7 protein-coding genes are annotated in these 12,986 nt (G+C 73.4%); 4 read left to right on the top strand and 3 right to left on the bottom strand.

Annotation, left to right across the window (positions count from 1 at the left end):
* Positions 1-160: 160 nt before the first annotated feature.
* Positions 161-3,349, bottom strand: a complete 3,189-nt coding sequence (locus NQO67_RS21630) for a glycoside hydrolase family 84 protein (protein ID WP_255951753.1) — start codon at positions 3,347-3,349, stop codon at positions 161-163.
* A gap of 341 nt (positions 3,350-3,690) precedes the next feature.
* Here NQO67_RS21630 and NQO67_RS21625 point away from each other — a divergent pair, with 341 nt between their 5' ends.
* The 3 genes from NQO67_RS21625 to NQO67_RS21615 all read left to right on the top strand — a co-directional run bounded on the left by NQO67_RS21625 (position 3,691) and on the right by NQO67_RS21615 (position 6,942).
* Positions 3,691-4,059 carry a hypothetical protein gene (locus NQO67_RS21625; protein WP_255951752.1) on the top strand — a complete coding sequence of 123 codons (369 nt, stop codon included), beginning with the start codon at positions 3,691-3,693 and terminating at the stop codon, positions 4,057-4,059.
* Entirely contained in the window at positions 4,059-6,608 is a 2,550-nt protein-coding gene (malQ, locus tag NQO67_RS21620) for a 4-alpha-glucanotransferase (protein WP_255951751.1), read from the top strand. The genes NQO67_RS21625 and malQ overlap by 1 nt, the downstream gene beginning before the upstream one ends.
* A gap of 145 nt (positions 6,609-6,753) precedes the next feature.
* Positions 6,754-6,942 (top strand): hypothetical protein, encoded by a 189-nt coding sequence (locus NQO67_RS21615; protein WP_255951903.1) that lies wholly within the window; start codon positions 6,754-6,756, stop codon positions 6,940-6,942.
* A gap of 224 nt (positions 6,943-7,166) precedes the next feature.
* Here NQO67_RS21615 and NQO67_RS21610 read toward each other — a convergent pair whose 3' ends face one another.
* Positions 7,167-7,745 (bottom strand): TetR/AcrR family transcriptional regulator, encoded by a 579-nt coding sequence (locus NQO67_RS21610; RefSeq protein WP_255951750.1) that lies wholly within the window; start codon positions 7,743-7,745, stop codon positions 7,167-7,169.
* Between the two features lie 176 nt (positions 7,746-7,921).
* Here NQO67_RS21610 and NQO67_RS21605 point away from each other — a divergent pair, with 176 nt between their 5' ends.
* A complete protein-coding gene (locus tag NQO67_RS21605) occupies positions 7,922-9,571 on the top strand; it encodes an FAD-dependent monooxygenase (protein ID WP_255951749.1) in 1,650 nt (549 codons plus the stop codon).
* A 464-nt stretch (positions 9,572-10,035) separates the two neighbouring features.
* Here the strand turns inward: NQO67_RS21605 and pepN are convergent, their stop codons facing one another.
* Positions 10,036-12,636 (bottom strand): aminopeptidase N, encoded by a 2,601-nt coding sequence (pepN, locus tag NQO67_RS21600; RefSeq protein WP_255951748.1) that lies wholly within the window; start codon positions 12,634-12,636, stop codon positions 10,036-10,038.
* Positions 12,637-12,986 lie beyond the last annotated feature (350 nt).

The following is a 12,986-nucleotide window of genomic DNA, read 5'->3' as shown; positions in this document are numbered from 1 at the left end:
GCAGTTCCCCGCGCCCCTTTCGGGCGCCTCCGGCGCCGGTTGGCTATCGGGCGCCGGAGGCGCACTGAAAAGGGGCGCGGGGAACTGCGCGATCAGCCACCACGAAGCCGGCAGATCGTCACGACCCCGAAGGCGCAGCCCGGGCCGACCGGGCCACCGGTCAGTCGGCCACCGCGTACGCCTGTACCGACCACAGTGAGTAGCCGTACCGGGTGGCTCGGTGGATGCCCTGGATGCGGAGGTAGCGGACGTGGGGGGCGTCCATGCGGACCGTCTCGGCGCCACCGGCGCCGTCCCGTACCGTCGCGGCGGTGCGCCAGGTCCTGCCGTCCGTCGAGACCTGCACCCGGTACGCCCGCGCGTAGGCGTCCTGCCAGCGCAGCACCACCGCACCGAGCCGTGCCGGCCGGGCGAGGCGGACCTGCCACCAGGCGTCGTCCCGCACCGGGGACGACCAGCGGGTGTCGGGATCGCCGTCCACGGCGGCCGACGCGGGGAAGTCCGGGGTCTCGTCGCCCGACGAGTCGGCCCGTGCACCGTGCGCCAGGTCGGGTCCCGCGGTGCGCGGAAAGGCCCGTACCGTCACGATCCGCGTCCTGTCCCCGAAGGTGAACGGGATCTGGTAGGCCCCGGCGCGGGTACCCGGGGCCACCGACACCGTCACGGGCACGGTGACCTCGGCGCCGCGCGGGAGCACCGTTTCCGCGGGGAGGTGCACCGTGAAGCCCTCCGGCCGCTGCATGACGAGTTTCCCGTGCACCGTGCCGGGGCGCAGCGACGTCAGCCGCGCCGACAGCTGCACAGGGTCCCCGCCGATCGCCGCGTCCGCCTCCGCCCTGACCAGGCCGAAGCGGGACGCGGGGCCGTCGGTGAACCACGGGATGACCTGCCGCACCGCCCCCGCGGGGGCGCCGGCGACCCGGACGGCGTCCACGCGCGCGTGCCGGGGGAGGCGGGGTGCGGCCTGCTTCGTGTCCCGTTCCGTCCAGCCGCTCGCCGCGAGGGCACCCAGGCGGTGCCAGCCCCCGCCCGGCACATGGACCTCGACCTGTCCCGTGCTGCCCGCCGCGGCCAGCACCGTCACGGTGCCCAGCGCACGGGGGTGGGCGACGTGCACGGTCGTGCCGTCGACGGTGAGCTGCTTCTCGCCCTGCTCCCGGTGGAGCCGGTCCAGGCCCGTCCAGCTGTCGTACGCCTGCTGGGCACGGTCCAGGAACGGGTCGAGCACGCCCTTGCCGACCGTCACCTTGCGGGCCGTGATGCCGGTGCGCAGCCGTTCGAGTCGTTGCGCGTGCGCCCAGGCCGCCGCGCCGTCGCCGTCCGCCTGGGCGGCCAGCATGTCGACCGCCGCCTGCCCGGCGGCGCCGTACGCCGCCAGCTGGTCGAGCCAGGGCCGCAGCTCGTCACCGAGCGCGGTGCCGCGCAACCGGTCCGGTGCGACACGCAGGTCACCGAAGGCCGTGCGCAGCCGTGTCGCGGCGAGGTCGGTGCCAGCACGCGTGTGCGTGGCCGGGGGCGGCGTCGTGCGCTGCGCCCAGAAGGCGTCGACGAGGGGGCGCAGGGAGGCCGATTCGGTGGCGCCCAGGACCGAGGAGGCGTCGTTCTCCGCGAGCCCCCGCACGGCGGCCCGGCGGGCGGCAGGGTCGCTGCCGCCCGTCCCCGCCGCGTCCTGCCGCGCGGCAGCAGTCGTCTCGTCGGCCGCCGCGTCGATGGCGGCCTGCCAGGAGGCGTCGGGGCGGTAGTCGTCCGGGTTCCAGGCGAAGTCGGCTGCGGTGAACAGGGGGATGCGGGAGGCGGCGGGCTGTTGCATCGCGGTGGCGAGCAGGGCGGCGGAGCCGTCGGCGACCGCTGCCGCGCGGCCCGTGTAGGGGCCCAGGAAGATCCGGTCCTGCGCGAAGTCGTTGACCGGGTAGTTGTCCATCGTGACCAGGGGATGCCCGAACGCGGCCCGGGCCCCGGCCAGCTCCTGCCCGGTGATGGTCCTCGGCACCACGCCGACGCCGGTCCAGGCCACCTCCACCGCGGCGTCCAGCTGACGGGCGAGCGCACGGCGGTACGGGGTGGCGCCGTCCTGGTAGTACTCGGTCGGCAGCACGGAGAGCGGCGCGGCGCCCGGATGGCGCTCCGCGAGGTGCCGGGCCACCGCGTTCGCCACCCGGGCCTGCGCCCGTGCGGCCGCCTCGGGCCCCGAGCCGAAGGCGTCGGCGTCCTCGGCGCAGTGCCATTCGCTGTAGCTGACGTCCTGGAACTGCAACTGGACGGCGCGCACGCCCAGCGCCCACATCGCGTCGATCTTGCGGTTCAGCGCGCGTACGTCGTCGTCCGAGGCCAGACACATGGCCTGCCCGGGGGCCACCGCCCAGGCGAGCGTGACGTGGTTGCGGCGGGCGCGCTCGGCCAGGGTGCGGAAGTCGGCGCGCTGCTCGGCGGGGTAGGGCTCGCGCCAGCGCGCCTGGCGGTAGGGGTCGTCGCCCGGTGCGTACAGGTAACGGTTCTGCTTGCTGCGGCCCAGGAAGTCGACCTGGTCGAGGCGTTGTTCGAGGGTCCACGGGGTGCCGTAGAACCCCTCGGTCAGGCCGCGCACCGGCGTGGCCGGCCAGTCCCGCACCACCGCCGCGGCGATCCGGCGGCCGTCGAACAGCTGCCGCAGCGTCTGCACCCCGTGGAAGAGCCCGTCCGGGCCGACGCCCGCCAGGGCCACCGTGTCCCGGCCGGCGAGCCGTCCCACGGCGAGCCGGTAGCCGCCGGACGGCAGATCGCCGCGGCCCGGGGCGTGCAGCCCGCGCAGCGCATCGGCCAGCGGGGACGCGGGACCGTGCGCGCTGGTCGGGAAGCCGCTGTTCGACGTGTCAGCGCCGACCCGGACCACCAGATCGGTGCCGCCGGGCAGTCGGGCGTCGTCGGACACCTCCGTGATCCGCCGGGCCCCCGCAGCACGCAGCAGGGTCCGCAGGTCGTCCAGGGCGTACGGGTCGGTGCGCCGGTCGCGGTCCGTGACCAGGACGACGTCGTCGCTCACCCGGATGGCGTGACCGCGGGCCCGCATCCACTGCGGCCGCGGCCACACGGCGGGCGTGTCGGAGGCGGCGTGCGTGCGCGCGGGCAGCGCGGGGGAGCCGCTGCGGGGCGCGGGGTCGCCGGAAGCGGTGCCGGCTGGGGCGGCCGGCCGTTCGGGCGCGTGGGCCGCACCCGATGCGTCGTCCTGGCCGGGATCGCCGGCCCAGCCGTCGGGGCTGGCGGCCGGGGCGCCCGTGGGTCTCGTGGTCGCCTGGCTTCCGGTGGTGCCGAACGCGCCCGCGATGACGGCGACCGCGACGGCGGCCGCCCGCTTCCTGCGCCCCAGTCGCACAGGTCTTCTCCCCTTCCGTGGTGTGGTGATCTACGCGGCCTGTTGACCGCTGCGGTGACGACCTCTGCCGGCATGCTCACCGCGGGGTGGGGCAATGGGGTGATGTGGAGGTGGGCCGTCGAGCCCACCACCCCGGCGGCACCCTGTCAACGGGGGTGACTGATGTGCCGTCAGGAGAGGCGAAGTGCACGTTATAGGCACGTGGCGTGCTTGGTCCACCACGGTGTGTGAGACAGAATGTGAACAGGAACACGTTGAGAGGCGGAGTACGTCTGTGGTGGAGCCTGCTGGGTAGGTGCTGCCTCGGACCAGACCTGCCGCCCCTGACAAGGAGGCCCACCGTGGCCGCATCGGCGCACCTTCTGCCCTCGGCACCTTCCAAACGCCCGGGCGGTACGGACCGCACGGACCCGACGCTGGTTCCAGGCAGCCCGTATCGTCCGCATCGCCCGACCGCCCCTCACGCCCCCGCCATCCTCGGCGTGCCCGCCCGCACCCTGACCGCCGTACCGGCCCAGTTCTCCGCCCCGCAGGAGCCGGGTTCCTTCACCGCCGAAGGCACCGAAGTCGAGGCCCCCCTGACCAGCGAGCCACCGCTGGCCGACGCCGCCCCCCTGACCAGCGAGCCACCGCTCGCCGACGCCGCCCCCCTCACCAGCGAGCCGACCGCCGCCGGTACGGCCGCGGGCACGGATCCGTCGGTGGACTGATGCCCTTGACCCGGCTCGCCGAGCTGCACGGCGTGGCCACCTCGTACTCGCCGTCCCCGGGCCCTACGGTCACGGTCTCGGACGCCGCGGTGATCGCGGCACTGGCGGCGCTGGGCGTCGACGCGAGCACGCCCGAGGCGGTACGGAGCGCCCTGACGCTGCGCGAGACGGAACTCATCACCCGGCTCCTGCCACCCACCGTCGTGTGGTGGCAGGGCCACGAGCCGTGGGCCTTCGCCGACCTGCCGCCCGGCACCCGACTCCGGGTCGACACCGAGCAGGGGGACACGCACGCCTGGACGACCCCGAAGGCCGGCCCACCACGCCGGCCGTCGGCGGAGGCCCGACCTCGGGAAGCGGCCCAGGGCCCGGAAGAAGGAGAACGGGAACGGCTTCCCGAAACGGGCGAGGCCCAGGCAGCGGAACAGCAGCCGGAACCCGGCCGGCCGGGCCCCGACCAGCCGGAGCCCCCCGACCAGCCGGAACCTGGCCCGTCGGAGTCCGACCAGCCGGAGCCCGGCCGGCAAGGCCCCGACCGGCAGTCCGGGTTGGACGCGGCGGCTGCCGTCCCGCCCCTCCCGCTGGGGGTGCACAGCCTCACCGCCACCGCCCCCGATCGGCGCACCGTCCGCGTCCACCTCGTCGTCGCCCCGGCGCGGATGCCGGACGTCGGCGCCACCCTTCACCACCGGCCCGACGAGGTCCCCGCCGGCACCCGTGTAGCCGCCCACCCCTCCCGCATCCACGGCCTGCTGGTGCAGCTGTACTCGGTGCTGTCCGAGCGGTCCTGGGGAATGGGCGACCTCGGCGATCTGGCCGAGCTCGCGGCGTGGGCCGGGCGGCGGGGCGGTGCCGGGTTCGTCCAGGTCAACCCGTTGCACAGCGGGGTGCCGGGGGAGCCGGGAGATCCGTCGCCGTACCGGCCCTCCTCCCGGTACGTGCCCGACCCCGTCCACCTGCGCATCGAGGACGTCCCCGAATACGCCTACCTGGACGCCGGGGCGCGTGCCACGGTCGACGGCCTGGCGCGGCGCGCGGCCCGGTTGCGCGAGGCGGTGCTGCACGAGGGCGCACTCATCGACCGCGACGCGGTCTGGGCGCTCAAACGGCAGGCCCTGGAACTGGTCTGCCAGGTCCCGCTCGGTCCCGGCCGGCAGGCCGCGTACACCGACTTCCTCGCCGCCGCGGGCCAGGCGCTGGAGGACCACGCCACCTGGTGCGCGCTCGCCGAGGTGCACGGCCCCGACTGGGCGAAGTGGCCGGATGACTTACACGATCCCCACTCGGCGGCCACCGCACGCGCCCGGCGTGAGCTGCTCGACCGCGTCGACTTCCACAGCCGGCTCGCCTGGCTCGCCGACGGCCAACTCGCCGCCGCACAGCGCGCCGCGCGTGCCGCGGGCATGCCGGTGGGCATCGTGCACGACCTCGCGATCGGCGTGCACCCGTCGGGCGCCGACGCCTGGGCGCAGCAGGACTACCTGGCCCGGGGCACGTCCCTCGGCGCGCCGCCGGACGCCTTCAACCGCCGCGGTCAGGACTGGGGCCTGCCCCCATGGCGCCCCGATCGGCTCGCCGCGTCCGGCTACGCCCCCTATCGACGTCTGCTGCGCGCGCTGTTCCGGCGCGCCGGTGGGCTGCGTATCGACCACGTCATGGGCCTGTTCCGGCTCTGGTGGATCCCGCAGGGGGAGGAGCCCACCGAGGGGACGTACGTGCACTACGACTCGGAGGCGATGCTCGCCGTCCTCGCCCTGGAGGCGCACCGCACGGGCGCCGTCGTGATCGGCGAGGACCTGGGCACCGTGGCGCCCGGCGTGCGCGAGACTCTGCGCGCGCACGGGGTGCTGGGCACCAGCGTGCTGTGGTTCGAACGGACGACGGACGACGACACCGGCGCCACGGTCGAGGAGACCGCCGGAGCGGACGTCGACGCCGGAGGCTCCGAAGGCGGCACCGGCGCGGGACGACCGCTGCCGCCGGAACGCTGGCGCCCCGACTGCCTGGCCACCCTCACCACCCATGACCTGCCCCCCACCGCGGCCCGGCTGACCGGCTCGGACGTGATCCTGCGACACCGTCTCGACCTGCTGACCCACCCGCTCGAGGAGGAGCAGAACGCCGCAGCGACCGATATCGCGGAGTGGCTGGAACTGCTCGCCCGGCTCGGCCTGCTCTACGAGGACACGGACGACTTCCTCGTCGGGGACTCCGGGGGCGCAGAGGACTCCGCCGAGGGCTCCGGGGAAGCCTCGGGAGCACAGCCCGGAGAGGCCGAGCACCCCGAGACGTTCCAGTACGCCGGAGAGGAGGAGCGCGTCCGTGCGCTCTACCGCTTCCTGGCGAGGACCCCGGCCCGCATGATCGGCGTCTGGCTGCCGGACGGGGTGGGCGACCGGCGCCCCCAGAACGTGCCCGGGACCTGGCAGGAGTACCCGAACTGGCGGCTCCCGGTGGCCGATCCGACCGGCCGCCCGCTCACCCTGGAGCAGCTGGCCGCCTCGTCCCGGCTGCACGGGCTGCTGTCGGTGCTGCGGCAGGAGGAGTGAGGCGCGCGGCGGTGCGGGGCACCCCGGGCGCGTGGACCCGGCGGGCGTTCGCTACGTTTGCAGGGTGGAGAAGAGAAACGCCCAGCAGGCCCGGCGCCATCGGCCGGCCCTGCGTGCCGGCGCCCTGGCGGCCGGCACGACGCTGATGACGCTGCTCATGACGTCCCCCGTTCTCGCGCTCACCCGCGACGACGGCGACGATCCGGGCTCCGGTCTGTCGGTAGCCCAGACGCTGGGCCTCTACGTGCTGATCCCGCTGGCGATCTTCTTGGTCATCGCGGGGCTGGTGACGCTCGGACACAACAGAGGCCAGAAGCAGCAGAAGCAGGGCTGACACGACAGTTCTTCCTCCGGGGCCCCGGCATCCGCCGGTGGCCCCGGTTGTCGTGCCCGTCCCAGGGACACTTCCCGTGGCCGAACGGGTACGGCAAAGCAGCGACACGGCCTCACGGCCTCACGGCCTCACGGCCTCACGGCCTCACGGCCTCACGGCCTCACGGCCTCACGGCCTCACGGCCTCACGGCCTCACGGCCTCACGGCCTCACGGCCTCACGGCCTCACGGCCTCGGAGCCGTCAGGTAACGCTGGACGGTGGGGGCCAGCCAGGCCACGACCTCGTCGTGGCTCATCGCTTCCGCGGGTGGGAAGCGTAGAACGTACCGGGTCAGCGCCATCCCCAGGATCTGCGACGCGCACAGTGCGGCACGCACCGGTGCCTCGGCCGGGTCGGGGCCGACCGTGCGGGCCACCGGCAGCAGTTGCAGCTTGAAGATCTCCTGGGTGCGTTCGGCGGCGGGGGTGTTGGTCGTGCCGACCCGCAACAGTGCGGGCAGCACATCGGTCTCCTCCCACACCTGGAGGAAGTGCCGCACGAGCACCTGCCCGACGTCTTCGTGCGGGACCCCGGCCAGGTCGGGAAGGTGCAGGTCGAACTCGACGGCTGCGGCGAAAAGGCCCTCCTTGTTGCCGTAGTAGCGCATGACCATCGACGGATCGATCCCGGCGTCCCGGGCGATCGCCCGGATCGTCGCGCGTTCGTAGCCGTCGGCGGCGAAGCGTTCGCGGGCCGCGGCGAGGATCGCGCTGCGGGTCACGTCGGAGCGTCGGGGGCGGACGCCGAGATCGTCATCAACCATGCCAACGACTGTATGCCAACACGTGTTGACTCGTCCATGCTGTCGGCGCTACGTTAGCCAACAAGCGTTGACCAACGCGTGTTGACTTTGGTTCCCGGCGCTGCCGGCAGGACACGGGCGACCCTCGCCCGCTCCCTCGGCGCCGTGGGGAGAGCCGTTGGCATCAGGAGGCTGTCATGAGCGGCAAGCACGGCACGACGGGCACGGAGAACGCGACGGACACGGGGAACGCGACCGGCGGCGCCGGCGCGACCGGGGTGGGCGGCGCGCAGCAGCATGGGGCGCACGGTGGGGGAGCGCCGGACGGGGGCGGCGCCGACCGCTCCGTGATCGTCGTAGGCGCCGGTCCCACCGGGCTGCTGCTCGCCGGAGACCTGGCCGCGGCCGGCGTGCCCGTCACCCTCGTGGAGAAGCGTGCGCCGGGCATCAGCAACCTCTCCCGGGCGATGGTCCTGCACGCCCGCACGCTGGAGCAGCTCGACTCTCGCACCGCCGTGGCCGCCGACGGCGTGGCCGACACCGTGTCGGGCCCGTCCGGAAGCATCGCCGACGAACTGGTCGCCAAGGGGCAGCCCCTGGACAGCCTGCGCCTGTTCACGAGGCTGTCCATGCGACTGGACACCCTGCCGTCCCGCTACAACTTCGTGCTGGTGCTGCCGCAGTACGAGGTGGAGGCGGAGTTGGAGCGGCGCGCCGTCGCCGCCGGGGTGCGCTTCGTCCACCACACCGAGGTCACTGGGCTCACCCAGGACGCCGACGGGGTCACCCTCCAGGTACGCGGGCCCGACGGGCAGGAGCGGACGCAGCGCGCCGCCTACGTCGTGGGCACGGACGGCCTGCACAGTGCGGTGCGGCACGCCGTCGGGCTGCCCTTCCCCGGCAAGTCGGTGATCCGCTCGGTGGTCCTGGCGGACGTGCGGCTCGCCCGGCCGCCCGAGTCCCTGCTCACCGTGAACGCCAAGGGTGACGCCTTCGCCTTCCTGGCCCCCTTCGCCGACGGCTACTACCGCCTGATCGGCTGGCACCGCGCACACGACGTGCCCGACTCCGCGCCTCTGGAGCTGGACGAGATCAAGGAGATCACCCGGTTGGCCCTCGGTGACGACTACGGCATGCACGACGCGCGTTGGGTGTCGCGCTTCCACAGCGACGAGCGGCAGGCGCCCGAGTACCGGGTGGGACGGGTCTTCCTCGCCGGGGACGCAGCGCACGTGCACACCCCCGCGGGCGGCCAGGGCATGAACACCGGACTCCAGGACGCCGCCAACCTCAGCTGGAAGCTGGCGGCCGTGCTCGGCGGGCGGGCATCCGAGCGGCTCCTGGACAGCTACCAGGCGGAGCGGCACCCGGTCGGCAGGGCCGTGCTGCGCAGCAGCGGGGGCCTGGTGCGGCTCGCGATGGCCAAGCGCCCCTGGACGCTGGCGGCACGCGCCGCGCTCGCCGCCTTCCTGAACGCCGTACCGCCGGCGCGTGCCAAGGCGATCGGCCAGGTCACCGGCATCGGCTACGCCTACCGGGCCCCGCGCGGCGCCCACCCGCTCACCGGCAAGCGGATGCCGGACGTGCCGCTCACCGGCGGCGGACGACTCTACGAGGCGCTACGCGACGGCCGGTTCGTGCTGGTCACCCCGCCCGACGCGGACTTCGGCGAACTCGCCGCCCAGGTGACCCCCACCCACTGGGCGACCGGCCGCCGCACCACGGTGCTGGTACGCCCCGACGGCTACGTCGCGTGGGCCGCGGAGACCCCTGCGCGGGGGGCGGTCACGGCCGCGGTGACCCAGTGGACGGCCACGCAGACCACGCAGGCCACACGGATTCCGTGACCTTTCCGGGGGCGTGCACCACGGCGCCCCCGAAGGGGCGCGGGGAACTGCGCGACAAGCCACGATGAGACCGTTGGGTGGTCACCGTGCCGAGGGGGCTGTTTCGGTCGTGTCAGGGCCACCGGCTGGTGGGTGGTTGCTCGCGCAGTTCCCCGCGCCCCTTGTTGGGCACTTCGTGCTCTCCGGGGGCGCTTGGCGGCGGTAATGGGGGCGCGGGGAACTGCGCGACAAGCCACGATGAGACCGTTGGGTGGTCACCGTGCTGAGGGGGCTGTTTCGGTCGTGTCCGGGCCACCGGGCGGGTGGGTGGTTGCTCGCGCAGTTCCCCGCGCCCCGACGGGCGCACCCCAGGCGTGGCCCGGGCGCACCCGAGATGCGGGGCGCACCCGAGATGCGGGGCGCACCCCAGACGCGGGGCGCGCCCCGAAGGGGGCGCTGTTGAACCGGAGCGCTTCGGTGGGCCGTTAACGGTCCGCCGTCTGGGCGCGAAGTGCCCGCTCCACCCCGGCGCGTGCCTCCGACACCACGCGCCGCAACGACGCACTCGGCTCCGCGGACGCGAACCACGCATCGGTCGCCGCCAGGGTCTCCTCCGCCACCTGGATCGAGGGGTACAGACCTCGGGCGATGTTCTGAGCGACTTCGTGGGACCGGGCGTTCCAGGCGTCCTTGACCACGGCGAAGTACTTCTCCGCGTACGGGGCGAGCAGCTCGCGCTGGTCCGTCTGGACGAAGCCGATGATCACCGCCTCCTGGACGGCGTTCGGCAGCTTGTCGGATTCGACGACCGACTCCCAGGCCTCCGCCTTCGCCTCGGGGGTCGGCCGCGCCGCCCGTGCCGTCGCGGCGTGCCGCTCGCCCGCCGCGGTGCGGTCGCGCTCGTACTCGGCGATGATCTCCGCCTCGTCGTAGCGTCCGACCGCCGCGAGTCGCTCGACGAACGCCCAGCGCAGCTCGGTGTCGACAGCCAGACCCTCGATGGTCTGGGTGCCTTCGAGTAGGGCCTCGAGCAGATCCAGCTGCTCGGGGGTGCGGGCCGTCGCCGCGAAGGCGCGTGCCCAGGCCAGCTGGTGGTCGCTGGCCGGCTCGGCGGCCCGCAGGTGCGCGAGCGTCGCCTCCGTCCAGCGGGTCAGGCCCGCCTCACGCCAGGTCGGGTCCGCGTACAGGTCGAGCGCCAGCTTCACCTGGCGGTGCAGCGACTGGACGACGCCGATGTCGGACTCCCGGGCGACGCCGGAGAGCACCAGGTCCAGGTAGGCCCGGGTGGGCAGCTCCGCGTCACGCGTCATGTCCCACGCCGAGGCCCAGCACAGCGCACGCGCCAGCGACGACTCGAAGTCGCTGAGGTGGTCGACGACGGTGCGCAGCGACTCGGCGTCGAGGCGGATCTTCGCGTAGGACAGGTCGTCGTCGTTGAGCAGCACCACGGCGGGGCGCCGCTTGCCGTGCAGCTGCGGCACGTCGGTCAGCTCGCCGTCGACGTCCAGCTCCACCCGCTCGGTGCGCACCAGCCGGCTGCCGTCCGCGCCGTCGTCCTGGAGGTCGTACAGGCCGATCGCGATGCGGTGCGGGCGCAGTACCGCCGTGCCCTGGGCTCCGGGCGGCAGCGGCGGGGCGTCCTGGCGGACCGCGAAGGACGTGATGACGCCCTGGTCGTCGGTCTCGATCTCGGGCCGCAGGATGTTGATGCCGGCGGTCTCCAGCCACAGCTTCGACCAGGTCTTCAGGTCCCGCCCGGAGGCCTCCTCCAGGGCGCCGAGCAGATCGGCCAGCCGGGTGTTGCCGTACGCGTGCTGCTTGAAGTACGCCTGCACACCGCTGAAGAACGCGTCCTTGCCGACGTACGCGACGAGTTGCTTGAGGACGCTCGCGCCCTTGGCGTAGGTGATGCCGTCGAAGTTCACCAGCACATCGTCGAGATCGCCGATCTCGGCCATGATCGGGTGCGTGGACGGCAGCTGGTCCTGGCGGTAGGCCCAGGTCTTCATCTGGTTCGCGAAGGTCGTCCAGATGTGCGGCCAGCGCGAACCGGGCGCGTCGGCCAGGCAGGTGGTCTCGGCGAAGGTGGCGAACGACTCGTTCAGCCACAGGTCGTTCCACCACTCCATGGTGACCAGGTCGCCGAACCACATGTGGGCCAGCTCGTGCACGATCGTCGTGGCCCGCATCTCGTAGGCCGCGTCCGTCACCTTCGAGCGGAAGATGTACTGGTCGCGGATGGTGACCGCGCCCGCGTTCTCCATCGCGCCCGCGTTGAACTCCGGCACGAAGAGCTGGTCGTACTTCTCGAACGGGTACGGGTAGTCGAACTTCTCCTGGAAGAAGTCGAAGCCCTGCCGGGTCACGTCGAAGATCGCGTCCGCGTCCAGGTACTCGACGAGTGAGGGCCGGCAGTAGATGCCGAGCGGCACGCGCTGCTCGCCCCGCTCGTAGACGCTGTGCACCGAGTGGTACGGACCGGCGACCACCGCGGTGATGTACGAGGAGATGCGCGGCGTCGGTGTGAAGGCCCACACGACGCCGGAGCCGTCCCCGCGGTCCTGCGGCTCGGGGGTCGAGGAGTTGGAGACCACCACCCAGTCACGCGGTGCCCGCACCGTGAACTGGAACGTGGCCTTGAGGTCCGGCTGCTCGAAGCTGGCGAACACCTGGCGGGCGTAGGGCACCTCGAACTGCGAGTACAGGTACGTCTGCTGGTCGACCGGGTCGACGAAGCGGTGCAGCCCTTCCCCGGTGTTCGTGTACGCGCAGTCGGCGACGACCGTCAGCTCGTTGGCACCGGCCGCCAGGCCCGGCAGGGCGATGCGGGAGTCGACGAAGGCGGTCGCCGGGTCGAGCGACCGGCCGTTCAGGACGATCTCGTGGACGGTGGGCGCGACCAGGTCGATGAAGCTCTCCGCGCCCTCCTCGGCGCAGTCGAAGCGCACCGTGGTCCGGGACGGGAAGGTACCGCCATCCTGTACGTCCTGCGCGCCGGAGAGGTCGAGGTCGATCTCGTACGAGTGAACGGTGAGCAGCTGTGCCCGCTGCCGTGCCTCGTCGCGGGTCAGATTGGTGCCAGGCACTCGCTTTCCTCTCCTTGGTCCTCGTTGCCCAGGGGGCCATGACGCTTGGGGCACAGTCTTCCATGCCGGTCATGGCCACTCGATCGAGTAATCCCCCCGGTGCGCCGGGGGTGGGCAGGAGCATCCAGCGCAGGGCGCCGGGGCGGTCCGTGGACACGCTCACGAGGCGGAGCGGACGAGTGAACAGCCACGAGGCGGAGCGGACGAGTGAACGGACGAGTGAACGGCGGTGCCGGGCACTCGGTGTGTCGAGTGCCCGGCACGTGCCACACGTACGGCGTAGTACGCCGTACTACTTCTTCGTACTGATGCGCCCACTCATGGGCCGTTTATCGGCCGCCCATGGGCGG

The organism is Streptomyces odontomachi (genome assembly GCF_024435355.1).
GTDB lineage: Bacteria > Actinomycetota > Actinomycetes > Streptomycetales > Streptomycetaceae > Streptomyces > Streptomyces odontomachi.
The sequence above is the reverse complement of the archived record's forward strand: the minus strand, read 5'-3'. Positions and strand labels throughout refer to the sequence as shown.